21 protein-coding genes are annotated in these 23,097 nt (G+C 68.3%); 15 read left to right on the forward strand and 6 right to left on the reverse strand.

The window, feature by feature from the left end:
• Window positions 1-23 precede the first annotated feature (23 nt).
• Window positions 24-1,139 carry an alanine dehydrogenase gene (gene ald / locus DIE21_RS12460; protein ID WP_124497993.1) on the reverse strand — a complete coding sequence of 372 codons (1,116 nt, stop codon included), beginning with the start codon at window positions 1,137-1,139 and terminating at the stop codon, window positions 24-26.
• 358 nt (window positions 1,140-1,497) lie between these two features.
• Between ald and DIE21_RS12465 the strand changes: the two genes are divergently transcribed.
• From DIE21_RS12465 to DIE21_RS12490, 5 genes are all read left to right on the forward strand, one after another.
• Complete coding sequence (locus tag DIE21_RS12465; protein ID WP_124497994.1) at window positions 1,498-1,914, forward strand: DUF3995 domain-containing protein; 417 nt, start codon at window positions 1,498-1,500, stop codon at window positions 1,912-1,914.
• A gap of 647 nt (window positions 1,915-2,561) precedes the next feature.
• Window positions 2,562-3,302 (forward strand): gluconate 2-dehydrogenase subunit 3 family protein, encoded by a 741-nt coding sequence (locus DIE21_RS12475; RefSeq protein WP_124497995.1) that lies wholly within the window; start codon window positions 2,562-2,564, stop codon window positions 3,300-3,302.
• Complete coding sequence (locus tag DIE21_RS12480) at window positions 3,302-5,080, forward strand: GMC family oxidoreductase (RefSeq protein ID WP_124497996.1); 1,779 nt, start codon at window positions 3,302-3,304, stop codon at window positions 5,078-5,080. The genes DIE21_RS12475 and DIE21_RS12480 overlap by 1 nt, the downstream gene beginning before the upstream one ends.
• Window positions 5,077-6,495, forward strand: coding sequence for a cytochrome c (locus DIE21_RS12485; protein WP_124497997.1), 1,419 nt, complete (start codon window positions 5,077-5,079; stop codon window positions 6,493-6,495). Before DIE21_RS12480 ends, DIE21_RS12485 begins: the two co-directional genes overlap by 4 nt.
• Before the next feature lie 210 nt (window positions 6,496-6,705).
• A complete protein-coding gene (locus DIE21_RS12490; protein WP_124497998.1) occupies window positions 6,706-8,421 on the forward strand; it encodes a cation:proton antiporter in 1,716 nt (571 codons plus the stop codon).
• Between the two features lie 147 nt (window positions 8,422-8,568).
• Here the strand turns inward: DIE21_RS12490 and DIE21_RS12495 are convergent, their stop codons facing one another.
• Together DIE21_RS12495 and DIE21_RS12500 are read right to left on the reverse strand one after the other, a co-directional pair.
• The gene (locus DIE21_RS12495) at window positions 8,569-10,464 is read right to left on the reverse strand and encodes a penicillin-binding protein 2 (RefSeq protein WP_124497999.1); all 1,896 of its coding nucleotides are present in this window, start codon (window positions 10,462-10,464) and stop codon (window positions 8,569-8,571) included.
• 375 nt (window positions 10,465-10,839) lie between these two features.
• A complete protein-coding gene (locus tag DIE21_RS12500; protein WP_124498000.1) occupies window positions 10,840-11,187 on the reverse strand; it encodes a DUF3564 family protein in 348 nt (115 codons plus the stop codon).
• Window positions 11,188-11,834: 647 nt separating this feature from the next.
• On the opposite strand from DIE21_RS12500, the gene DIE21_RS12505 reads away from it, so the two are divergent.
• Window positions 11,835-13,034, forward strand: coding sequence for an SDR family oxidoreductase (locus DIE21_RS12505; protein ID WP_124498001.1), 1,200 nt, complete (start codon window positions 11,835-11,837; stop codon window positions 13,032-13,034).
• Between the two features lie 70 nt (window positions 13,035-13,104).
• On the opposite strand, the gene hpaR is transcribed toward DIE21_RS12505, so the two are convergent.
• Entirely contained in the window at window positions 13,105-13,545 is a 441-nt protein-coding gene (gene hpaR / locus DIE21_RS12510) for a homoprotocatechuate degradation operon regulator HpaR (protein ID WP_124498002.1), read from the reverse strand.
• 152 nt (window positions 13,546-13,697) lie between these two features.
• Here hpaR and DIE21_RS12515 point away from each other — a divergent pair, with 152 nt between their 5' ends.
• The 7 genes from DIE21_RS12515 to hpaI are packed head-to-tail and all read left to right on the forward strand — an operon-like array spanning window position 13,698 to window position 19,601.
• The gene (locus tag DIE21_RS12515; protein WP_124498003.1) at window positions 13,698-14,387 is read left to right on the forward strand and encodes a fumarylacetoacetate hydrolase family protein; all 690 of its coding nucleotides are present in this window, start codon (window positions 13,698-13,700) and stop codon (window positions 14,385-14,387) included.
• On the forward strand, window positions 14,384-15,148 hold the full coding sequence (locus tag DIE21_RS12520) for a fumarylacetoacetate hydrolase family protein (protein WP_124498004.1): 765 nt from the start codon (window positions 14,384-14,386) through the stop codon (window positions 15,146-15,148). Before DIE21_RS12515 ends, DIE21_RS12520 begins: the two co-directional genes overlap by 4 nt.
• Window positions 15,149-15,174: 26 nt before the next feature.
• A complete protein-coding gene (hpaE, locus tag DIE21_RS12525; protein ID WP_124498005.1) occupies window positions 15,175-16,638 on the forward strand; it encodes a 5-carboxymethyl-2-hydroxymuconate semialdehyde dehydrogenase in 1,464 nt (487 codons plus the stop codon).
• Window positions 16,639-16,688: 50 nt separating this feature from the next.
• Window positions 16,689-17,537: a 3,4-dihydroxyphenylacetate 2,3-dioxygenase gene (hpaD, locus tag DIE21_RS12530; RefSeq protein WP_124498006.1), complete on the forward strand. Its 849-nt coding sequence runs from the start codon at window positions 16,689-16,691 to the stop codon at window positions 17,535-17,537.
• 29 nt (window positions 17,538-17,566) lie between these two features.
• Window positions 17,567-17,959, forward strand: a complete 393-nt coding sequence (locus DIE21_RS12535; protein WP_124498007.1) for a 5-carboxymethyl-2-hydroxymuconate Delta-isomerase — start codon at window positions 17,567-17,569, stop codon at window positions 17,957-17,959.
• Between the two features lie 19 nt (window positions 17,960-17,978).
• Window positions 17,979-18,782 carry a 2-oxo-hept-4-ene-1,7-dioate hydratase gene (gene hpaH / locus DIE21_RS12540; protein ID WP_124498008.1) on the forward strand — a complete coding sequence of 268 codons (804 nt, stop codon included), beginning with the start codon at window positions 17,979-17,981 and terminating at the stop codon, window positions 18,780-18,782.
• Window positions 18,783-18,794: 12 nt separating this feature from the next.
• On the forward strand, window positions 18,795-19,601 hold the full coding sequence (gene hpaI, locus DIE21_RS12545; protein WP_124498009.1) for a 4-hydroxy-2-oxoheptanedioate aldolase: 807 nt from the start codon (window positions 18,795-18,797) through the stop codon (window positions 19,599-19,601).
• 49 nt (window positions 19,602-19,650) lie between these two features.
• On the opposite strand, the gene DIE21_RS12550 is transcribed toward hpaI, so the two are convergent.
• Window positions 19,651-20,442: a helix-turn-helix domain-containing protein gene (locus DIE21_RS12550; RefSeq protein WP_124498010.1), complete on the reverse strand. Its 792-nt coding sequence runs from the start codon at window positions 20,440-20,442 to the stop codon at window positions 19,651-19,653.
• 95 nt (window positions 20,443-20,537) lie between these two features.
• Between DIE21_RS12550 and DIE21_RS12555 the strand changes: the two genes are divergently transcribed.
• Both DIE21_RS12555 and DIE21_RS12560 read left to right on the forward strand, forming a co-directional pair.
• Window positions 20,538-20,789, forward strand: coding sequence for a hypothetical protein (locus DIE21_RS12555; RefSeq protein WP_124498011.1), 252 nt, complete (start codon window positions 20,538-20,540; stop codon window positions 20,787-20,789).
• 55 nt (window positions 20,790-20,844) lie between these two features.
• Entirely contained in the window at window positions 20,845-21,807 is a 963-nt protein-coding gene (locus tag DIE21_RS12560) for a zinc-binding alcohol dehydrogenase family protein (protein WP_124498012.1), read from the forward strand.
• A gap of 149 nt (window positions 21,808-21,956) precedes the next feature.
• Here the strand turns inward: DIE21_RS12560 and DIE21_RS12565 are convergent, their stop codons facing one another.
• Window positions 21,957-23,048: a porin gene (locus DIE21_RS12565; RefSeq protein ID WP_124498013.1), complete on the reverse strand. Its 1,092-nt coding sequence runs from the start codon at window positions 23,046-23,048 to the stop codon at window positions 21,957-21,959.
• Between the last annotated feature and the right edge of the window lie 49 nt (window positions 23,049-23,097).

Genomic DNA, 23,097 nt, shown 5'->3' on the forward strand with positions numbered 1-23,097 from the left:
GTGACGGCGCGCGTGCGCGACGGTCAGGCCAGCACGTCTTCCGCCGGGACGTACGGCAGGCCGAGCGCGAGCGCGACGGCCTCGTACGTGATGTGGCCGTCGCATACGTTCAGGCCCGCGCGCAGATGCGGGTCGTCGGTCATCGCGCGTTTCCAGCCTTTGTCGGCGAGTGCGAGCGCATGGCCGAGCGTCGCGTTGTTCAGCGCGAACGTCGACGTGCGCGCGACCGCGCCCGGCATGTTGGCGACGCAGTAGTGCACGACGCCGTCGACGACGAAGGTCGGCTGCGCATGCGTCGTTGCATGCGATGTCTCGAAGCAGCCGCCCTGGTCGATCGCGACGTCGACGACGACGGCGCCCGTGCGCATCGTCGCGATCATGTCGCGCGTGACGAGCCGCGGCGCCGACGCGCCCGGCACCAGCACCGCGCCGATCACGACGTCGGCGTCGCGCACGGCTTCGTCGATCGTGTGGGCATTCGAGCAGACGGTCGTGATCCGGTTCGCGAAGACCAGGTCGAGCTGGCGCAGCCGGCCCACATTCGTGTCGAGCACGGTGACGCGCGCACCGAGGCCGACCGCCATCTGCAGCGCACCGGTGCCCACCACGCCCGCGCCGAGCACCACGACGTGCGCGGCCGGCACGCCGGGCACGCCGGCCATCAGCACGCCGCGGCCGCCGCGCGGGCTTTCGAGATGCGTTGCCGCGACCTGGATCGACATGCGTCCGGCGACCTCGCTCATCGGCGCGAGCAGCGGCAGCCCGCCGCCTGCGCCCGTCACGGTTTCGTACGCGATGCAGACCGCGCCGGACTTCACGAGCGCGGTCGCCTGCTCGGGATCGGGCGCGAGATGCAGGTACGTATAAAGGATCTGCCCGCGCCGCAGCATCGCGCACTCGGCGGCTTGCGGTTCCTTGACCTTGATGATCATGTCGGCACGCGCGAAGAGGTCGCGCACGTCGTCGCACAGCGCCGCGCCGGCGGCCGTGTAGTCGTTGTCGAGCAGGCCGATCGCGGTGCCCGCGCCGCGCTGCACGAGCACGGCGTGGCCGTGCCGCGTGAGTTCGCGTGCGCCGGCCGGCGTCAGGCCGACGCGGTATTCATGGTTCTTGATCTCTTTCGGCACACCGATCAGCATGAGTCGCCTCCATGGGTATTCGTCATTGTTGTCGTGCCCGAGCGCGCCGCGGTCGTCCGACCGTCCGACCGCGCGTGCCGGCGAACGGCACGTGTGCGACGGTTCCGCATGCACGGTTCGAGTGCCGTATTGGAATAAGAGGGTAGCGGTGCCCGGAGGGAAGTCAAGCGGTGGCCCGGCGCGACGGTGCGCGCGCTGCACCGCAACACGCGGCGCGGCGCATTGCGACCGGACGTCGCAATGCACGCGGCGCGTGGTTTGGGTATCGTCTTGCGTGGTGCGGAACGGGGCCGCACGCCGGAATCCTTCCGGCCGGATCACGACACAACGACACGATGAGACAAGGAACCTTACCGACATGACGGGCGCGTATTTCAGCGTGCCGACGCTTTGCGCGATCGCACTCGTGCACGTCTACTGGGCGTTCGGCGGACGGCTCGGCAAGCGAGCGGCCATTCCGGAACAGGACGGCGTGCCGCTGCTGCGGCCGACCGCGCTCGGCACGTTCGCCATCGCGGTGGCGTTGCTGGCCGGCGCATGGGCGGTGGCGTCGCGCGCGGGCTGGCTGTGGCCGAACCTGTATCCCGGCGCGATCGCGTTCGCGGTCGTTACGCTCGCATTGATCTTCGCGGTGCGCGCGGTCGGTGATTTCCGCTACGTCGGCTTCTTCAAGCGGATCCGCGGGTCGCGTTTCGCGCGGATGGACAGCCTGTATTACTCGCCGCTGTGCGCGGCGCTCGCGTTGTCGATCGCGTCGATGCTGTGGCCGTGGTGAGGGCCGGGCCGGTCGGGACGGCCATTTTGCAGCGAGCGGATCTGTAACGTGCGTCGCGGCGCCGCGGCGGAAAGCGACGACCGGCGCGGGCGACGTCATTCCCCCAAGAAACGACAGGCGCCGATCGGGCGAACCCCGCGCGTGCGTTCAGGTGCCGTGGCGCTCAACAACATGACCGCGCCCACGTATCTCGCGCATTTGGGAAACCGGTTTCCTCATTATTGCGGTTTTCGATGTAATGAATTGCATTGAACCTTTTGGAAATGGAACCGGTTCCATTTATAATTCGCGGCACGTGTCGCCAGGCCCGTCATGAGGGTCGTGCACGTTGCGCTTGCCGTCGTCAGGCGGGGCGTCCAGGTTGAACAGGGCCATGGCGATGAAGGGGCAGATGCGGGCGGTAAGCCGGTATTTGTCCGACCATCAGACCCGCGAAGAGGTCGACCCGCGCGGCGCGCCGGAACCCGCGCGCGTGCGGCTGCATGACGGCGCCGCCGCGCGGTGCGCGGCCGGCATCCGCATCGAGGTTGTTCGCAACACCGCAAGAACAGGGCGGCCGGCCGCGCGCGGCATGGCTGCCGCGTCGGGCATGCCGCATGTGGAATGCGCGTTCCCGAACCACGCTCCCCAACGATCAACATCCGACCATGTCCACGCCACCCGACAAACCCAATTCGCGTCGCCGTTTCCTGCGCACGTCGGTCGCGCTCGTGCCGATCGCGTCGGTCGCCGGTTGCGACCTGCGCGTGTCGTCATCGTCCGCGACCACGGCCGGCAACGTATCCGCCGCGCCGGCCGGCGCCGAACGCGCGCCGTACAAGCCGACCTTCTTCGATGCGAAGGAGTGGGCGTTCGTCCAGGCCGCCGTCGACCGGCTGATCCCGGCCGACGCCGAAGGCCCCGGCGCGCTCGAATCCGGCGTGCCCGAATTCATCGACCGCCAGATGGAAACCCCGTACGCGCACGGCGCGACGTGGTACATGCAGGGGCCGTTCCAGCAGGGCGTGCCCGAGCTCGGCTATCAGCTCAAGCTCGTGCCGCGCGACATCTACCGGCTCGGCATCGCGGCGGTCAACCGCTATTGCGAAAAGGCCCACCGCAAGGCGTTCGCCGAGCTCGACGCGGTGACCCGCGATACCGTGCTCGGCGCACTGGAGAAAGGCGGCGCGCAGATCGACGACGTGCCGTCCACCGTGTTCTTCGGCCAGTTGCTGCAGAACACGCGCGAAGGCTACTTCTGCGATCCGGTGCATGGCGGCAATCACGACATGGCCGCGTGGCAGATGATCGGCTTTCCGGGCGCGCGCGCCGACTTCATGGATTTCGTCAACCAGAACGGCAAGCCCTACCCGTACGGCCCGGTTTCGATCAACGGGGAGCGCACCTGATGGCCGCGGAAAAGAAGCCGCACGTCGATGCGGTGATCGTCGGCTTCGGCTGGACCGGCGCGATTCTCGCGAAGGAACTGACCGAAGCGGGCCTGAACGTCGTCGCGCTCGAGCGCGGCGAGTATCGCGACACCTATCCGGACGGCGCGTATCCGAACACGATCGACGAGCTGACCTACAACGTTCGCAAGAAGCTGTTCCTCGACCTGTCGAAGACGACCGTGTCGATCCGCCACGGCGTGCAGGACACCGCGCTGCCGTACCGGCAGCTCGCCGCGTTCCTGCCGGGCGAGGGCGTCGGCGGCGCGGGGCTGCACTGGTCGGGCGTGCACTTCCGGATCACGCCGGAGGAGCTGCGCCTGCGCAGCCACTACGAAGAGCGCTACGGCAAGAAGTTCATCCCCGCGGGGATGACGATCCAGGACACGGGCGTCAGCTACGACGAGCTCGAGCCGTATTTCGACTTCGCCGAGAAGGTGTTCGGCACGTCGGGGCAGGCGTACAAGGTCGGCGGCAAGGTGGTCGGCGACGGCAACGTGTTCGACGCGAACCGCAGCGACAACTTCCCGCTGCCCGCGCAGCTCAATACGTATTCGGCGCAGCGTTTCTCCGACGCGGCGAAATCGCTCGGCCTGCATCCGTACCGGCTGCCGTCGGCGAACACGTCGGGGCCGTACACGAACCCGTACGGCGTGCAGATGGGGCCGTGCAACTTCTGCGGCTACTGCAGCGGCTACGCGTGCTACATGTACTCGAAGGCGTCGCCGAACCTGAACATCCTGCCCGCGCTGAAGCAGGTGCCGAACTTCGAACTGCGCTCGAAGTGCCACGTGCTGCGCGTGGATCTCGACGACACGAAGAAGCGCGCGACGGGCGTCACCTACGTCGACCCGGCCGGCCGTGAAGTGCATCAGCCGGCCGATCTCGTGATCGTCGCCGCGTTCCAGTATCACAACGTGCACCTGCTGCTGCTGTCGGGTATCGGCAAGCCGTACGACCCGATCTCCGGCGAAGGCGTCGTCGGCCGCAATTTCGCGTACCAGAACCTGTCGACGATCAAGGCGTTCTTCGACAAGGACACGTACACGAACCCGTTCATCGGCGCGGGCGGCAACGGTGTCGCGGTGGACGACTTCAACGCGGACAACTTCGACCACGGCCCGCTCGGCTTCGTCGGCGGCTCGCCGCTGTGGGTGAACCAGGCCGGCGTGAAGCCGATCAGCGGCATCGCGACGCCGCCGGGCACGCCGCAATGGGGCGCCGCGTGGAAGAAGGCCGTGAAGGACAACTACGCGCACACGATCTCGATGGACGCGCACGGCACCAACATGTCGTACCGCGACGTGTACCTCGACCTCGATCCGACCTATCGCGACTCGTACGGCCAGCCGCTCTTGCGGATGACCTTCGACTGGAAGGACAACGACATCAGGATGGCGCAGTACGTGACCGGGCAGATGAAGAAGATCGCGGAGGCGATGGGGCCGAAGGCGATCGGCGTGTCGACGCGCGAGTTCGGCAAGCACTTCGATTCGCGCGCATACCAGACGACCCACCTGGTCGGCGGCGCGATCATGGGCACCGATCCGAAGACGAGCGTGCTGAACCGCTACCTGCAGTGCTGGGACGTGCACAACGTGTTCGTGATGGGCGCGTCGGCGCTGCCGCAGGGCATCGGCTACAACCCGACCGGGATCATCGCGGCGCTGGCCTACTGGTCGGCACGCGCGATCCGCGAGCAATACCTGAAAAATCCCGCCCCGCTGGTGACCGCATGAAGAGGACAGTGAACCACCACCACGCCGCACGCTGCCTGCCTCCGCTGCGGCGCGCGCTGGCGATCGGCACGGCATGGGCGGCGCTCGGTCTCGCCGGCCCGGCCTTCGCGCAACCGGCGGCGGCCGCGGCTTCGGGCCCGGCAGCCGCACCCGCCGTACAGTCGGCGGACGCGAACCTCGTCAAGCGCGGCGCCTACCTTGCCCGCGCGGGCGACTGCATCGCGTGCCACACGGCGAGCGGCGGCAAGCCGTTCGCGGGCGGGCTGAAGTTCGACACGCCGATCGGCGCGATCTATTCGACCAACATCACGCCGGATCCGAAGACGGGCCTCGGCGGCTGGACGCTCGACGACTTCACCCGCGCGGTGCGCGAGGGCGTCCGCAAGAACGGCGACACGATGTACCCGGCGATGCCGTACCCGTCCTACGCGCGCCTGAACGACGACGACGTGAAGGCGCTGTACGCGTACTTCATGCACGGCGTCGCGCCGGTCGAGCACGAGAACCGCGCGGTTGACATCGTGTGGCCGCTATCGATGCGCTGGCCGCTGACGTTCTGGCGCAAGCTGTTCGCGCCGGCGCCGAAGCCGTTCGATGCGGCGCCGTACACCGATCCGGTGGTCGCGCGCGGCGCGTATCTCGTGCAGGGTCTCGGCCATTGCGGCGCGTGCCACACGCCGCGCGCGGTGACGATGCAGGAGCGCGCGCTGACCGACGCGGGCGGCCTCGACTTCCTGGCCGGCGGCGCGGCGATCGACGGCTGGGTGCCGACGAGCCTGCGCGGCGAGCCGCGCACCGGGCTCGGCACGTGGAACGAGACCGAGATCGTGCAGTTCCTGAAGACCGGCCGCACGCTGCGCACGGCCGCGTTCGGCGGGATGACGGACGTGGTCGGCCACAGCATGCAGCACATGACCGACGACGACCTGAGCGCGATCGCGCGCTACCTGAAGACGCTACCGCCGCGCGTGCAGGGCGAGCAGCCGCACGTGTACGACGCTGCGGCGGCGAAGGCGCTGCGGACCGGCGACGCGAGCAAGCCGGGTGCGGCCGTCTATCGCGACAACTGCATGGCCTGCCACCGCAGCGACGGCCACGGCTACACCCGCGTGTTCCCGGCGCTCGCCGGCAATCCGGTCGTGCAGGGCGACGATCCGACGTCGCTGATCCACGTCGTGCTGGAAGGCAGCGCGCTGCAGGGTACGCATGCGGCGCCGTCGACCTTCACGATGCCGCCGTTCGGCTGGCGCCTGTCGGACCAGGAAGTCGCGGACGTGTCGAACTTCGTGCGCACGAGCTGGGGCAATACGGGCGCGGCGATCACGGCCGCGCAGGTCGCGAAGGTGCGCAAGGGCACGCCGTCGACACGGCCGGAGCCGCCGCCGGGCGCGCGGTTCCCGCAGGCGTCGCGCTGACGCTCGCGGCGGGGCGTCCGGCCCCGCCCGATCGATCCGCGTCGCGGCGCCGGCCGGCCCGCGACGCGCATGCCGCCCGACCGGGGTTGCACCCCGCCATGGCGCGCCACCGCGTGAATTTTTCGCGGGGGCGCGCCATTTTTTTTGCCTCATCCCTTATCCTTTCATTCTTGAACCTTACTAAATCGTTACAAGAATTCGGGAGGGGGGATGCCTCATGACGTCAGCCTGATTGCGTTGCTCGCGGCCGGTTTCGGTCTCGCGATGATCTTCGGTTACCTCGCGTCGCTGCTGAAAATGCCGCCGCTCGTCGGCTATCTGCTCGCCGGGATCGTGATCGGCCCCGGCACGCCCGGCTTCGTCGGCGACCTGTCGCTCGCGCAGCAGCTCGCCGAAGTCGGCGTGATGCTGCTGATGTTCGGCGTCGGCCTGCATTTTTCGCTCGGTGATCTCCTCGCGGTGCGCAAGATCGCGCTGCCGGGGGCCGTCGTCCAGATTACCGTCGCGACGCTGCTCGGCGGCGGGCTCGCGCTCGCATGGGGCTGGAGCGTCGGCGCGGCACTCGTGTTCGGGCTCGCGCTGTCGGTCGCGAGCACGGTCGTGCTGTTGCGGGCGCTCGAGGGGCGCGGGCTCGTCGAGACGGTGAACGGACGCATCGCAGTCGGCTGGCTCGTCGTCGAGGATCTCGTGATGGTGCTCGTGCTGGTGCTGCTGCCGCCCGTCGCGGGGCTGCTCGGCGGCACGCCGCCCGGCGACGTGCAGGCGGCCGGCGGCAGCGTGTGGGGCACGCTCGGCGTCACGATGCTGAAGGTCGCCGCGTTCATCGCGCTGATGCTGGTGGTCGGCAAGCGCGTGTTTCCGCGCATCCTGTGGCTCGTCGCGCGTACCGGCTCGCGCGAGTTGTTCACGCTTTGCATGATTGCCGCGGCGGTCGGCATCGCGTTCGGTGCGGCGAAGCTGTTCGACGTGTCGTTCGCGCTCGGCGCGTTCTTCGCCGGGATGATGATGCGCGAGTCGGAATTCAGCCGGCGTGCGGCAGACGAGACGCTGCCGCTGCGCGACGCGTTCTCGGTGCTGTTCTTCATTTCGGTCGGGATGCTGTTCGACCCGAAGGTGCTGCTCGCCGAGCCGCTGCACGTGATCGAGGTCGCGGCGATCGTGCTGATCGGCAAGACGCTCGCGGCGGTCGCGCTCGTGATCGCGTTCCGCTACCCGCTGAATACCGCGCTGACGGTCGGCGCGGGCCTCGCGCAGATCGGCGAGTTCTCGTTCATCCTCGCGGGGCTCGGCCGGGCGCTCGGACTGCTGTCGGCCGAGGGGCAGAGCCTGATTCTCGCGGTCGCGCTGATCTCGATCGCGATGAACACGCTGCTGTTCGCAATGATCGATCCGGCGCTCGCATGGATCCGCGAGCATTCGGCGTTCGCGCGCAAGCTCGAGGCACGCGACGATCCGCTCGCCGCGCTGCCGATGTCAACGCCGCAGACGCACTTGACCGGGCAGGTCGTGATCGTCGGCTACGGCAAGGTCGGCACGCGCATCGCGCATGAGCTGGACGAGCGCGGGATCGCATATGTCGTCGTCGAGCAGAACCGCGAGCTCGTCGAGAAGCTGCGCGCGGACGGCGTCGCGGCCGTGTCGGGCGACGCGATCGAGCCGGTCGTGCTCGTGCAGGCGCATATCGCGCGCGCCGGGATGCTGGTCGTCACGCTGCCGGACGTATTCGACGTGCGGCAGATCGTCGAGATCTCGCGCACGCTGAACCCGACGCTGGAGGTCGTGCTGTGCACGAACAGCAGCGACGAGGCCGACTTGCTGTCGAGCGAGGGCATCGGCACCGTATTCATGGGCGAGAGCGAACTCGCGCGCGGGATGACCGAGCACGTGCTCGGCAGGATGGTGAGGCCGGTGGCGGCTGCGCATTGACGGTCGCGCGGCCGGGTTCGCGCGGCTGGCGGGATGGTGCCGGCCGTCGGAACGTCGGCAGGGCGCATGCGAGGCATTCGACACGGCGAATAGCGGACCTATTCGCCGGCGGCCGCGCCCGGCAGTACCTTGGGCACCCGGCAGGCTTCAGCCTGCCGCCGCCTTCGTCTGTACGGCCGCGCCGGATTGCGCGGCCGTCTTCACCGGCGTTGCCGCCTTCTGCGCGGCCGCCGTCTTCGGTTGCACCGCGGCCTTCGGCGCCGCGACCGTCTTCTGCGATGCCGCCGCCTTGGCCGGCGCATTCGGCGTCGGCTCGACCGGCGCATCGGGCGGCACGCCGAGCAACTGCAGCGCGCCGCTCGTGACCGACGAGAACACCGGGCCGGCCACCGTGCCGCCGTAGTAGCCCTTGCCGCGCGGCTCGTCGATCATCACCGCGACGATCAGGCGCGGCTCGCTCATCGGCGCCATCCCGGCGAACAGCGCACGGTACTTGCCCTTCGCATAGGTCGCGCCGATCTGCTTGCGTGCCGTGCCGGTCTTGCCGCCGATCCGGTAGCCGTCGACGCGCGCGCGGCGCCCCGTGCCGCCTTCGCCGACCGCCGACTCGAGCATCGTGCGGATCGCCGCCGCGGTTTGCGGCGACGTCACGCGGTGGCCGCGATGGGCATCGATCGTCTGCGGGTCGGCGCCGTTCTTCAGCAGCGACACCGGATGCAGCGTGCCGTCGCCCGCATAGGCGGTATAGGTCTGCGCGATCTGCAGCAGCGACATCGACAGCCCGTAGCCATACGCCATCGTCGCTTGCTCGATCGGCCGCCAGCGCTTGTAGCCGCGCAGGCGGCCCGATGCGACACCCGGGAACGTCAGCTCCGGCGCGCGGCCGATCCCGTATTCCTGGTACTTGTTCCAGATCGTTTCGGCGGGCAGGTTCAACGCCAGCTTCGCGAGCGCGACGTTGCTCGACTTCTGCAGCGCTTGCGAGACGGTCAGCGAGCCGTGGTTCGACGTGTCGTGGATCACGGCCGGGCCGATCTTGTAGGTGCCCGGCGACGTGTTGATGATCGTGTTCGGCGTGACCTTGCGTTCGTCGATCGACAGCGCGACGACGAGCGGCTTGATCGTCGAGCCGGGCTCGAACGTGTCGATCACCGCGCGGTTGCGCAGCTGCTGGCCCGTCAGCCTGGCGCGATCGTTCGGATCGAAGGTCGGGTAGTTCGCGAGCGCGAGGATTTCGCCGTTCTGCGCGTCGAGCACGACGACGCTGCCCGCCACCGCGTTGTTCTCGATCACCGCTGCCTTGAGCTGGCTGAACGCGAGCTGCTGGATGCGCCGGTCGATCGTCAGTTCGATCGTCGCGCCGTGCTGCGCGGGGACGAGCGGGCGCGTGTCGGACACGATGCGCCCGAGACGGTCGCGGATCACCTCGCGCTGCCCGGAGGTACCCGACAGCCTTGCATTCGCCGCGAGCTCGACGCCTTCCTGGCCCTTGTCCTCGACGTTGGTGAAGCCGACCACGTGCGCGGCCGATTCGCCTTCCGGATAGAAGCGCTTCGAGTCGGCGATCTGCGTGATGCCGTCGATCTGGAGCTTGTCGAGCCGGCTCGCGGTATCGGCGTCGATCTGCCGCTTGAGCAGCACGAACGTACGGTCGTTGCGCAGCCGGCGTTTTACTTCCGCGAGCGGCATGTCGAGCAGCTTCGCGATCTGCGGGTAGTCGATTTCGGCGACCTGTTTCGGGTTCGCCCAGATTTCATAGGTCGACAGGCTGACCGCGAGCATCGCGCCGTTGCGGTCGACGATGCGCCCGCGCATCGCGTCGAGCTCGATCGTGCGCTGGTAGCGCTTCTGGCCTTCCCCGACGTAGAAATCCTGGTTCGCGACCTGCACCCAGAACGCGCGCCCGATGAGCGCGGCGAAACCGAGGGACACCATGATCACGACCAGCTTCGAGCGCCACATCGGCAGGCGTGACGCGAGCATCGGATGCTTGGTCGCGGCGGCGTACGGATCGGCGGGGTGGGTCTTCTTTTTCACGCTCATGCAAGGGCCGGGTCGGGCCGCCGGACGGCGGCTGGGTCAGTCTGAATAATGCGATTGTAATAAATGAGTAAACGTCGTGTGGGGAAAGTGTGTTTCGGCCCCTTGAAAGAGGGGCATCTTCGACCGGGCACGACCGGAAAATGCGCAAGGAAGGCCGGAACGGCGGCGCGGCATGGCTCGCTGGCGGCGAGGAAATCGGGGAGGAGAGACGGGGGTTACCGCAAGCGCGCTTCAATTACCCCGGCCCCGATTAATTTCGGGGAGCGGAAAATAAAAAGCGCCCCGAGTGAGGCGCCGTTATTGCTGAATATCGAAATGAATATCGCGGAAACCGGAATAAACCCGGAAACCGCAGAGGATTGCCGTCGGGAATACCTATCGCGCGACGGAAATGAATTCGTGGTTTTCCGACTCCGCCGTGGAACGATCGACCGCCTGCAGGCGCCACGCGCCGTCGGGGTGCTCGCCCGCGAGCACCGCGGGGCCCTGTTCGCGCTGCGTCGGGCTGAACGACAGGCCCTTCAGCTGGCACACGGCGTTTCCACTGTCGGCCGCGCAGAGGGCCATCGCGCCTTCCACGTCCCGCACCTTGCCCCAGGTCGGCAGATCGATGCCCTGGTGTGCCTCGCGTGACCACAGGCCCTCGTCGGTATCGACCCACAGCACCGCGAAGGCGTGCCGGGTTGCCGATTCGCTGCCATTAATCCGAATGGTGAGGCGCATTGGATCGTCTCCTGAAGAAAATGACACATTCGACCGTTTTGGTTTGAACAGTCTAGATAGACTGCCATGAAACGCAAGTGATAATCCTCAATAAATCCGCATTGCGTCTATTGGCGTTTCGGATGAAAGGACGTCTGACGATACGCGCGGATTCGGGTTGCGCGCGCAAACGCAGGCGGCACCGCGATCCGCATGCCGCGGCCGGACGTCGGCGCCGCCCGGGACATGCGATGACTAGGCCGGGGCGCGTCGATGTGTCGCGCCGAAGGGATGGCCCCGAACCGCGCCGGCGGCCCAGCCATGCAGGCCCCGAATACTGTCCGACCGGACGTTTCAACGATTGGACGGCCCGGCCGGCGCGACACACTCAGACATTCGCGTACAAATCCGCACACTTTCACGAAACTTTCGGGACAGACTTGCGGGCGATCGGGCCCCACACTGGGAATTTCCCGATCCTGTGCCACGGACGCCCGTCCGCGGCGGGCTGCCGCCTCGTGCCGGGGGCGCGATCGACGCGATCGCGGGCCGCAGCAGGATCGGGGACCGCCGGGGCGAGCGTCGGCCCCGGCCCGGCCGGCAGCCGTGCGCAGCCCCGTCCCCCGCGGCAGCGGCGTCGCCCGGCCGATTCTTCGAAGGAGACTATCGTGCTGATCTGGAAAACCGCGTTGTCGCTCAACTGGCGGACGAGCCTCGTGTCGCCGGCCAGCGCACCGGTCGCGGCGGCCAACGTCGGGCGGCTGGTGCTCACCGGCGCCACCGGCTTCATCGGCAGTACCGTGCTGACGGCGCTCGTCAACGCAGGGTTGCTCGAGCGCATCGTGTGCGTCGTGCGGGCGGAGAATCGCGGCCACGCGGTCGCGCGACTGCGCGAAGCGGCGCTGCGCGCAGGGCTCGCGCCGTACTGGGCGTCGCGTCTCTGCGACGCGAACGTGATCGTCGGCGCGCTCGGCGACGTGTGGGAGGGCGCCGACGCGCCGCGTCTCGCCGGCGCGACGCACGTGATCCACTGCGCGGGCCATGCGTCGCCGGCCGACGGCGCGCACCTGCAGGCGGACATCGACGATGCGCTGCGCTTTGCCGAGCGGTTCGCGCACGCGCCGCGGCTGCAGCGTTTCGTGTATGTCGGCACCGCGTATGCGCATGCGGGCCGAGGCGGGATCGTGCAGGAGGCGGCGGCGAGTGATGTCGCGCACAGCCGCGACGGGCTGCCTGGCGCGGTGCTCGCGGCGGACTACCTGCACGCGAAGGCGGAAACGGAACAGCGCCTGCGCGGGCTGGGGCTGCCGCTCGTGGTCGTGCGCCCGTCGCACGTCGTCGGTCACACGGTGCTCGGCACGCGGCCCGCGCCGAATTCGTTCTGGATGTTCCGCGTCGCGCACGCGGCGCGCCGCTTCACCGCGCGGCCGATGACGCGCATCGACATCGTGTCGGTCGACGACGTGGCGCGCGCGACGATGCTGCTGGCCGTGAAGCCGACGCTGATGCACGACGTGTATCACGTGTCGGCCGGCGACGAGGCGCCGCAGGTCGCGCAGATCGTGCGCGCGATGGACGAGGCGGCCGGCATGACGGGCGCGCCGCGCTATGCGGCATGCGCGCCGGACGAACTGCCGCTCGTGGTGCGCGACGTGCTCGGGCGGTCCGATCCGGCGCTCGAGCGCGTGATCGGCCGGGCGTTGCAGCGTTGCGCGGAATTTGCGACGGTCGATCGCGTATTCGACAACCGCCGCGTGCGCGACGAAATCGATTTCGAGCCGCTGCCGTTCGTCGATTACGTCGAGGAGTGCATGCGCACGTCGCGCGGCGTCGCGGTGACCGAGCTGATGCGCGGCGCGCTGCACTGACTGCCCGCGCGATCCGCGGCCTGCCGGTTCAGGGTCACCGCCGCTCGCGGCGGTCCGGCGGCGGCGGGCCCTACGACGCGCTGCCGAGCTCGATCAGCCGGTCGAGCGCGCGGTAGATGTCGTCCAGGCCGTCCTGGCCGAATCGCGCTTCGAGCTGGCGGTACTGCTCGTCGATGCGCGGGCCGATTTCGGTCACCAGCTTCCTGCTTTGCGGCGTCAGGCTCACCAGCAGCCGGCGCTGATCTTCCCGCGCGCGCGTGCGGGTAATCAGGCCGTCGCGTTCCATCCGTTCCAGCACGCCCGTGAGACTCGGGCTCAGGATGCAGCAGCGGCGCGCGATCTGTCCCGCTTCGAGCGCATGCGCCGGTTCGCCGTCGAGCACGCGGATGATCCGCCATTGCTGTTCGGTCAGCGCGAATTCCTTGAGAATGGGGCGGAACAGGCCCATCAGCGTTTCGCGGGCCTCGAGCAGCAGCATGGCAAGGTTGCGATGGTCGAGCGTACGGTTCATCGGGGTGGGGAATGGACGGGGACGCATCAATCTTAACAGCCGACGGTGACGAATTTCGCATATCAGGGTAATCGAGGTTGCCAGCGTCCGATTGTTTACTTAAGATATTAAGTATTGACGATGCGCCGCGACGCGCGGCAGGGGAATGACGCATGGAGCTGTCTTGCAGGACTGCCGCGGCGCCGCCGCTGCCGGTCGCCATCGGTACCGTCTACGGTGCGCTGCTCAACGAGCGCGCCGCACTCGACGCGCTCGGCGATGCCGTGCATGCACCGCCTTACGGCTGTCCGCCGCAGGCGCCGATCCTTTACATCAAGCCGGCCAACACGCATGCAGCGGACGGCGCGGCGGTCGTGGTGCCGGCCGGCGTCGATGCGCTGGAGATCGGCGCGTCGGTGGCCGTCGTGTTCTCGCGGCGCGCGACGCGCGTGCCGGCCGCGCAGGCGCTCGACTACGTGCATGGCTTCACGCTGGCGAGCGACGTGTCGGTCCCGCATCCCGATTACTACCGTCCGGCCGTGCGCTTCAAGTGCCGCGACGGCTTCTGCCCGCTGGGTCCGGCGATCGTGCCGGCGGCCGCGCTCGGCGACGTCGACGCGATCGGCCTGACCGTGCGGATCGACGGCGCCCCGGTGGTGTCCGCGTCGACCGCCACGCTGATCCGCCCGGTGCGCGAACTGATCGCCGATGTGACGGCCTTCATGTCGTTCGACGCGGGCGACGTGCTGCTGCTCGGCGTCGCGGGTGGCGCACCGCGTGCCCGCGCGGGCAGCACGATCGAGATCGCCGGCGCCGGCATCGGCACGTTGCGGCATACGCTGATCGCGGAGGAGGCACGATGAAGACGGCGCGCGTGATCTACAACGGTGCACTGCATGCGGCCGAACCGGCCGGCGACGGCGCGATCCGGCTCGATACGGGCCGCGTGCTCGCGGAGGACGGGGTGACGTGGCTGCCGCCCGTCGCGCCGCGCACGACGTTCGCGCTCGGCCTGAACTACGCGGACCACGCGAAGGAACTCGCGTTCAATGCGCCGAGCGAGCCGCTGATCTTCCTGAAGGGGCCGAACACGTTCATCGGCCACCGGTCGCTCACCGTGCGCCCGGCGGATGCGACGCATATGCACTACGAGTGCGAGCTGGCCGTCGTGATTGGCCGCCCGGCGCGAAGCGTGAGCCGCGCGCAGGCGCTCGACTACGTCGCCGGCTACACGGTCGCGAACGACTACGCGATCCGCGACTATCTCGAGAACTACTACCGCCCGAACCTGCGCGTGAAGAACCGCGACACCTGCACGCCGCTCGGGCCGTGGTTCGTGAGCCGCGACGAGATCGGCGACGCGGGCGACCTGATGCTGCGCACGACGGTGAACGGCCAGGAGACCCAGCGCGGCAGCACGCGCGACATGATCTTCGACGTGCCCGCGCTGATCGAGCACATCAGCAGCTTCATGACGCTCTCGCCGGGCGACCTGATCCTGACCGGCACGCCGGAAGGGTTGGCGGACACGAAGCCGGGCGACGAGGTCGTGACGGAAATCGAAGGGATCGGCCGGCTGGTGAGCACGATCGTCGGCGAAGCAGACTACTATCGCGCCGGCTGAGCCCGTCGCCCAAGGAAGGAGAGCACATGACCATCAAGCACTGGATCGACGGCCGCGAAGTCGGCAGCCGCGAGACCTTCACGACGCTGAACCCCGCGACGGGCGACGTGATCACCGACGTCGCGTCGGCCGGCGAGGCCGAAGTCGACGCGGCCGTGCGCGCGGCGAAGGAAGCGTTCCCGAAGTGGGCGAACACGCCTGCCAGGGAGCGCGCGAAGCTGATGCGCAAGCTCGGCGAACTGATCGAGAAGAACGTGCCGATGCTCGCCGCGCTCGAGACGCAGGACACCGGCCTGCCGATCGCGCAGACGAGCAAGCAGCTGATTCCGCGCGCATCCGAGAACTTCAACTTCTTCGCGGAAGTGTGCGTGCAGATGAACGGCCGCACGTATCCGGTCGACGACCAGATGCTGAACTACACGCTGTACCAGCCGGTCGGCGTGTGCGCGCTGGTATCGCCGTGGAACGTGCCGTTCATGACGGCGACGTGGAAGACGGCGCCGTGTCTCGCGCTCGGCAACACGGCCGTGCTGAAGATGTCCGAGCTGTCGCCGCTGACGGCCGACCAGCTCGGCCGGCTCGCGCTCGAAGCCGGCATTCCGCCGGGCGTGCTGAACGTCGTGCAGGGTTATGGCGCGACCGCCGGCGACGCACTGGTGCGCCATCCCGACGTGCGCGCGGTGTCGTTTACGGGCGGCACGGTCACGGGCAAGCGGATCATGGAACGCGCGGGCCTGAAGAAGTATTCGATGGAGCTCGGCGGCAAGTCGCCGGTGCTGATCTTCGACGATGCCGATTTCGACCGCGCGCTCGACGCGTCGCTGTTCACGATCTTCTCGATCAACGGCGAGCGTTGTACCGCAGGCTCGCGGATCTTCGTGCAGCGCACGATCTACGACCGTTTCGTGCAGGAATTCGCGCGCCGCGCGAACAACCTGATGGTCGGCGACCCGTCCGATCCGGGCACGCAGCTCGGTGCGATGATCACGCGCCAGCATTGGGAGAAGGTGACCGGCTACATCCGCATCGGCGAGCAGGAAGGCGCGCGCGTGGTCGCGGGCGGCGCGGACAAGCCGGCCGGTCTCGCCGATCATCTGCGCAACGGCAACTTCGTGCGGCCGACCGTGTTCGCCGACGTCGACAACGGGATGCGCATCGCGCAGGAAGAGATCTTCGGGCCGGTCGCGTGCCTGATCCCGTTCGAGGACGAGGAGGAAGGGCTGCGGCTCGCGAACGACACGTCCTACGGGCTCGCGTCGTACATCTGGACCCAGGACGTCGGCAAGGTGCATCGCCTCGCGCGCGGCATCGAGGCCGGGATGGTGTTCGTGAACAGCCAGAACGTGCGCGACCTGCGCCAGCCGTTCGGCGGCGTGAAGGAGTCGGGCACCGGACGCGAGGGCGGCGAGTACAGCTTCGAGGTGTTCGCGGAGATCAAGAACGTGTGCATCTCGATGGGTTCGCATCATATTCCCCGCTGGGGCGTGTAACGGGCGCGGGTCGTGTTGGCGCACGACCGAACGATACGGAGACTTGAACGATGGGCAAACTGTCCCTCGCCGCGAAGATCACGCATGTGCCGTCGATGTACCTGTCGGAGCAGCCCGGCAAGCATCACGGCTGCCGCGACGCGGCCATCCGCGGCCATCGGCTGATCGGCGAGCGCTGCCGCGCGCTCGGCGTCGACACGATCGTCGTGTCGGACGTGCACTGGCTCGTCAACGCGGGCTACCACGTGAACTGCAATGCGCGGTTCGCCGGCACCTATACCAGCAACGAGCTGCCGCATTTCATCCGCGACATGCAGTACGCGTATCCGGGCAACCCGGAACTCGGCCGCCTGATCGCGGAGACGGCCAGCGCGCGCGGGATCGCGACGCGCGCGCACGAGATCGACAGCCTCGAACTCGAATACGGCACGCTCGTGCCGATGCGCTACATGAACGGCGACCAGCACTTCAAGGTCGTGTCGATCGCCGGGTGGTGCATGTGGCATCAGCTCGACGAGAGCCGCCGCTTCGGCGAGGCACTGCTCGAGGCAATCGAGAAGAGCGATTCGAACGTCGCGTTCCTCGCGAGCGGCTCGCTGTCGCATCGCTTCAACGACAACGGCAGCCCCGAGGAATCGATCCACGAGATCAGCCGCGAGTTCTTCCGGCAGGTCGACCTGCGCGTGGTCGAGCTGTGGAAGCAGGGCGATTTCAAGACCTTCTGCGCGATGCTGCCCGAGTACAACACGCATTGTCACGGCGAAGGCGGGATGCACGACACGGCGATGCTGCTCGGCCTGCTCGGCTGGGATCGCTACGACAAGCCGGTCGAGATCGTCACCGACTATTTCGCGAGCTCGGGCACCGGGCAGATCAACGCGATCTTCCCGCTCGCCTGAGCGCCGCATCACCTACCCGGAGCGTTGCCATGCCACACATCGTCGTCGAATACACCGCGAACATCCGCGACGACGCGCGCATTCCCGTGCTGCTGCGCACGATCAACGCGACGCTGATCGCGCAGGGCGGCGTGTTTCCGACCGGCGGCATCCGCTCGCGCGCGATCGAGCTGCAGGATTACTGCGTCGCCGACGGCACCGCGGACGACGCGTTCGTCCACGTGACGCTGAAGATCGGCTCGGGCCGCAGCGACGCAACGAAGCAGGCCGCGTGCGACGCGCTGTTCGACGCGATCAAGGCGCATTTCGCGGAGTTGTACGCGAGGCGCTATCTGGCGCTGTCGATGGAGTTGACCGAGTTCAGCGAAAGCGGCTCGTACAAGCACAACAACATTCACGCCCGCTACAAGCGGGCCGGCTGAACCCATTCCCGATCCGACCATGCTCGAACCCGCCCTCATCGACCAGCTCGCGCGGCGTCTGCACGACGCCGAGCGCGCGCGCACGCAGATCCGCCAGATCTCGCTCGACCATCCCGACATCACGATCGACGACGCGTATGCGATCCAGCGCGCGTGGGTGACCCTGAAGCTCGCGGAAGGCCGCACGCTCAAGGGGCACAAGATCGGCCTCACGTCGAAAGCGATGCAGAACACGTCGCAGATCGACGAGCCCGATTACGGCGCGCTGCTCGACGACATGTTCTTCGACGACGGCGGCACCGTTCCGACCGGCCGCTTCATCGTGCCGCGCGTCGAGGTCGAACTCGCGTTCGTGCTCGGCAAGCGGCTCACGGGCCCGAACTGCACGATCTTCGACGTGTACGACGCGGTCGACTACGTGGTGCCCGCGCTCGAGATCATCGACGCGCGCAGCCAGTCGATCGACCCCGATACGAAGCGGCCGCGCAAGGTGTTCGACACGATCGCCGACAACGCGGCGAACGCGGGCGTCGTGATCGGCGGGCGGCCCGTGAAGCCGCAGGACGTCGACCTGCGCTGGGTCGCGGCGATCATGTCGCGCAACGGCGTGGTCGAGGAAACGGGCGTCGCGGCCGGCGTGCTGAATCATCCGGCCAATGGCGTCGCGTGGCTCGCGAATCGGCTGTCGCGTTTCGACGTCGCGCTGGAACCGGGGCAGATCGTGCTCGGCGGCTCGTTCACGCGGCCGTGCGCGGCACGACCGGGCGACACGTTCAGCGTCGACTACGGCCCGCTCGGGACGATCCAGTGCTACTTCGAGTGAGGTGAGCGGGCCATGCAGATTCCGTCGAATGTCTTCAAGGCCGTGCTCGCGCGCGGCGACGCGCAGGTCGGGCTGTGGCTCGGGCTCGCGAATCCGTACAGTGCCGAAGTCGTCGCGGGCGCCGGCTTCGACTGGCTGCTGATCGACGGCGAGCATGCGCCGAACACGGTGCCGACGATTCTCGCGCAGTTGCAGGCGATCGCGCCGTATCCGTCGCAGCCGGTCGTGCGCGTGCCATGGAACGATCCGGTGATCGTGAAGCAGGTGCTCGACCTCGGCGCGCAGACGCTGCTCGTGCCGATGGTGCAGAGCGCCGGCGAAGCGCGCGCGGCAGTGGCCGCGACGCGGTATCCGCCGCACGGGATTCGCGGGGTCGGCAGCGCGCTCGCGCGCGCGTCGCGATGGAATCGTGTCGGCGATTACCTGCATCGTGCGAACGACGAGATGGCGGTGCTCGTGCAGGTCGAAACGCGTGCGGGGCTCGACGCGATCGATGCGATTGCGCGGGTGGAGGGCGTCGACGGCGTGTTCATCGGGCCGGCGGATCTGGCGGCCGACCTCGGGCATCTCGGCAATCCCGGGCATCCGGATGTGCAGGCCGCGATCGATGGCGCGATCCGTGCGATCAAGGCGGCCGGCAAGGCGCCGGGCATTCTGAGCGCGGATGAAGCGGCGGCGCGGCGGTATCTGGAAGCGGGGGCGCTGTTTGTCGCGGTGGGCGTTGATACGACGTTGCTGGCGAGGAGTGCGGAGCGGTTGGCCGCGCAGTTCAAGGGGAGGGGGGGCGAGGCGGCGAACAAGGGGGGCGGCACGTATTGAGGCCGCGGCGGCAGGCGCGTCGCAGGCGGCATGCGTTTGTGCTGCCGCGCTAGCCGCCCCCGCGACGCACCACTTCGATATACCGCCCCGGCGTTGTCCCCATTGCCCGCTGGAACATGTCGATGAACGCGCCCACGTTGTCGTAGCCGAGATCGAGCGCGATCGTCGTCACCGGCACGCCGTCGGCGATTTTCTCGAGCGCCCGCAGCAGCCTTGCCTTCTGACGCCACTGCGCAAACGTCAGCCCCGTCTCGGCGACGAAGCGGCGGCTCATCGTCCGCGCGCTGATGCCGGCCCAGGCGGCCCATTCCTCCAGCCGCCGGTTGTCCGCGAGATCTGCGGCAAGCGCATCGGTAATCCTCATGAGCCGCTGGTCCCGCGGCCGTACCAGTCCCAGCGCTTCGACTTCCGATGACGCGATTTCATCGAGGATCACGTCGGCGATCCGCGTCTGCGCGGCATCCAGGTCCGAATCACCCCAGCTGGCCGCGCGCTGCACGGCTTCGCGCAGCAACGGCGACGTGCGGATCGCGCGCGGCGTGTCCGGCAATGTCGCGCAGCGCTTTTCAGAGACGAACGCCGACCAGCCGGAAATCGGCCCGAACGAGCGCAGCGAATGCCGGCAATGCGGCGGAATCCAGATCGCGTGGATCGCCGGCACGACCCACTCCTCATCGTCGAGGCCGATCGTCACCAACCCGCTCAGCGCGCCGACCAACTGGCCGCGCGCATGCGTGTGCGACGGTGTCACGCGCGGGTCGCGCTGCGTCAGCACGGCGGCGGCGACGAACGGGCCGTCGTCGGACGTGACGAGGTGGGCGGGAAGCAAGGGATCGGACATGGCCGGATTTCCGTATCGAATGGCTTTTATACCGGAGATCGGCCGATGTTGCACGCCTACACTGCCTCCATCGACCACCACTGGAGTACGACGCGATGCGAGCCGAACACCTTCTCCCCGACCATGCCGACCGGATCGAGGCCGGCGCAACGACGATCCGCAAGGGCACGGTGGGCGCGTTCCTGGTCAATGCGCGCGTGCTGGCCGATCCACGCGCATCCCCGGCCGAGCGGGCCACGGCGGAAGCCGACCTAGTCGAAGTGCTGCCTGCGCTGCGGGCGATCGGATTGTTCGATGTACTCGAAGTGCGCGACGCGGCGCTGCGTGCATGGATCGACGCGCGTTGAAGACGGACGCCGGCACCGGTCGCGATACCGGGGCCGCCAACTGCAAGGAACCGACATGAAGGCAGCAGTCGTGGAGGGCGCCGGACGGCGTCCAGTTTATACGGAGTGCGAAGCGCCGCGCGCGCTGCCGGCTCACCGTCTGATCGACGTGACGGCATCCGCGCTGAGCCGGCTCGCACAGGGGCGCGCTGCCGGCACGCATTATTCGTCCGGCGGCAGCTATCCGTTCGTCGCCGGCGTCGATGGCGTGGGGCGCGGCGACGACGGACAGCGCGTGTACTTCTTCGGCGCCCCCGCGCCGTTTGGCGCGATGGCCGAGCGCACGATCGTGCCTGACGCGCAATGCGTGCCGCTGCCGGACGACCTCGACGACGTCACGGCCGCGGCGATCGCGATTCCCGCGATGTCGTCGTGGGCGGCATTGACCGAACGCGCGCGGCTCGCGGCAGGCGAGACGGTGCTCGTCAACGGTGCGACGGGCACGTCAGGGCGGCTGGCCGTGCGGATCGCGAAGCATCTGGGCGCCGCGAAGGTGATCGCGACGGGCCGCAACGCGGCTGCACTGGATGCGTTGCTGAATGCCGGTGCGGATTCGGTCGTGTCGCTGCAGCAGGACGATGCGCAGCTTGCCCGCGTACTGGGACTGCATTTCCGCGCGGGCGTCGACGTCGTGCTCGACTATCTGTGGGGCGCCAGCGCGCAGGCGTTGCTCGTCGCGGCCGCGAAGGCGACGCCTGAAGGGCGCCGGCTGCGTTTCGTGCAGATCGGTTCGATCGCCGGCGCCGACGTGCTGCTGCCGGGCGCCGTGCTGCGTGCGACCGCGATCGAATTGATGGGGAGCGGCCTGGGCAGCGTGCCGCTGCCCCGCTTGTTGGCCGCCATCCGCGGCGTATTCGACGCCGCCGCGCCCGCGAGCCTGGCGATCGAAACGCGCACCGTGCCGCTGTCGGCGGTCGGCGAACATTGGGACGACGCGAATAGCCGGGTTCGCCCGGTGTTCGTGACGCGTGCCGAGTGAACGGTGACTGGCGCGCGGCGGGCATCGCACGCCACGCGCGAGTCGCGCCGCGCAGTGACCGTCGGGCACCCGTGCTCACACGGCAGCGCGCATCGCGCCAAGCGGGCGGCGCTGTTCGACCATGAGTAGCGCCACCCGGCGCGTCGGATTCAGAACCGCTGCTGAATCCCCGCCGTCACGCCGACCTGCGTGGTGCCATACCCGGCGAAATCGCGCGACACACCCACTTTCTCCCCATGCTGCGCGATCGCGAACGCGCCGGCCGCATACAGCACCGTGCGCTTCGACAGCGCGTACTGCGCCCGCACCGACACCAGCGTCGGATCGGCATCGCTGGCACCCTTGATGTTCTGGTGATAGACGGCCGCGATCAGCGAGAACGTCGGCGTGAACTGGTACGACCCGCCGAGCCAGACCATATCGCTCAACTGGTTCGCCGCGCTCGTGTGATACGTGCGCCGATAGTTGCGATAACCGGCCATCGTCTTCAGGTTGCCGAAGTCGTAGCTCAGGCCCGCGTGGATGCCCTGGATGGTGTTGACGGTATCGGCCGGCGTGACGCTGTCGGCCGCGCCGTTCTGCCGGTCGAACGTGACGACCGCCGCGAACGGGCCGGTCTCGTAGCCGAGCGCGAAGTCGTACTTCGAGCTGGTCTTCACGCTGCCCGGCACGTTGCCGAAGCCGTACAGCGCGCCGAACTTGAAGCCGCCGAATTCGCCGTCGTAGCGCACGGCGTTCGACGAACGCGTGAAGAGGCCGTCCTTGCGGCCGCCGGTCGCCATCGACGACGTCGCCCACGAATAGTTCTGCGCGTAACCCATCGGATCGAACGGCAGCATGTAGTCGTAGGTGACGGTGAAGTTGCGGCCGAGCGAGACTTCGCCCCATTTGCCTTTCAGGCCGACCGTCGCGCGGCGCGCGAAGATCGAGTCGGGGCCGTCGTCGGACGCGCCGTTCGCGAGATCGATCCCGCTTTCGAGGCGGAACACGGCCTTCAGTCCGCCGCCGAGATCCTCGACGCCGCGCAGGCCCCAGCGCGACGTATTCTTGTTGCCGGATTTCAGCTTGAACGAATTGCCGCCTTCCGGCGCCGTATGGTTCGTGTATTCGATGCCGGCATCCATGATCCCGTACATCGTGACCGACGACTGCGCGTGCGCGGCGCCTGCCGCGAGGCCGGCTGCGACGGCGGATCCGGTGAGGATGGCGGTGCGAAGGGAACGTTCTGCGCGTGACTTCATTGACGGTGTCTCCTTGGTTTTTTGTGGGTGGGTGAAACAGGGTGAAGCG

Source organism: Burkholderia sp. Bp9140 (assembly GCF_003853425.1).
Taxonomy (GTDB): Bacteria; Pseudomonadota; Gammaproteobacteria; order Burkholderiales; family Burkholderiaceae; genus Burkholderia.

Excerpts from the sequence above, each read along its gene's own strand:
- hpaD (WP_124498006.1), top strand. The coding sequence starts at position 16,689 with ATGGGCAAACTGTCCCTCGCCGCGAAGATCACGCATGTGCCGTCGATG.
- DIE21_RS12490 (WP_124497998.1), top strand. The coding sequence starts at position 6,706 with ATGCCTCATGACGTCAGCCTGATTGCGTTGCTCGCGGCCGGTTTCGGT.
- DIE21_RS12555 (WP_124498011.1), top strand. The coding sequence starts at position 20,538 with ATGCGAGCCGAACACCTTCTCCCCGACCATGCCGACCGGATCGAGGCC.
- DIE21_RS12515 (WP_124498003.1), top strand. The coding sequence starts at position 13,698 with ATGGAGCTGTCTTGCAGGACTGCCGCGGCGCCGCCGCTGCCGGTCGCC.
- hpaI (WP_124498009.1), top strand. The coding sequence starts at position 18,795 with ATGCAGATTCCGTCGAATGTCTTCAAGGCCGTGCTCGCGCGCGGCGAC.
- DIE21_RS12495 (WP_124497999.1), bottom strand. The coding sequence starts at position 10,464 with ATGAGCGTGAAAAAGAAGACCCACCCCGCCGATCCGTACGCCGCCGCG.
- DIE21_RS12535 (WP_124498007.1), top strand. The coding sequence starts at position 17,567 with ATGCCACACATCGTCGTCGAATACACCGCGAACATCCGCGACGACGCG.
- DIE21_RS12475 (WP_124497995.1), top strand. The coding sequence starts at position 2,562 with ATGTCCACGCCACCCGACAAACCCAATTCGCGTCGCCGTTTCCTGCGC.
- DIE21_RS12485 (WP_124497997.1), top strand. The coding sequence starts at position 5,077 with ATGAAGAGGACAGTGAACCACCACCACGCCGCACGCTGCCTGCCTCCG.
- DIE21_RS12560 (WP_124498012.1), top strand. The coding sequence starts at position 20,845 with ATGAAGGCAGCAGTCGTGGAGGGCGCCGGACGGCGTCCAGTTTATACG.
- DIE21_RS12565 (WP_124498013.1), bottom strand. The coding sequence starts at position 23,048 with ATGAAGTCACGCGCAGAACGTTCCCTTCGCACCGCCATCCTCACCGGA.
- DIE21_RS12500 (WP_124498000.1), bottom strand. The coding sequence starts at position 11,187 with ATGCGCCTCACCATTCGGATTAATGGCAGCGAATCGGCAACCCGGCAC.
- hpaE (WP_124498005.1), top strand. The coding sequence starts at position 15,175 with ATGACCATCAAGCACTGGATCGACGGCCGCGAAGTCGGCAGCCGCGAG.
- DIE21_RS12465 (WP_124497994.1), top strand. The coding sequence starts at position 1,498 with ATGACGGGCGCGTATTTCAGCGTGCCGACGCTTTGCGCGATCGCACTC.
- DIE21_RS12550 (WP_124498010.1), bottom strand. The coding sequence starts at position 20,442 with ATGTCCGATCCCTTGCTTCCCGCCCACCTCGTCACGTCCGACGACGGC.
- hpaR (WP_124498002.1), bottom strand. The coding sequence starts at position 13,545 with ATGAACCGTACGCTCGACCATCGCAACCTTGCCATGCTGCTGCTCGAG.
- DIE21_RS12520 (WP_124498004.1), top strand. The coding sequence starts at position 14,384 with ATGAAGACGGCGCGCGTGATCTACAACGGTGCACTGCATGCGGCCGAA.
- DIE21_RS12480 (WP_124497996.1), top strand. The coding sequence starts at position 3,302 with ATGGCCGCGGAAAAGAAGCCGCACGTCGATGCGGTGATCGTCGGCTTC.
- hpaH (WP_124498008.1), top strand. The coding sequence starts at position 17,979 with ATGCTCGAACCCGCCCTCATCGACCAGCTCGCGCGGCGTCTGCACGAC.
- ald (WP_124497993.1), bottom strand. The coding sequence starts at position 1,139 with ATGCTGATCGGTGTGCCGAAAGAGATCAAGAACCATGAATACCGCGTC.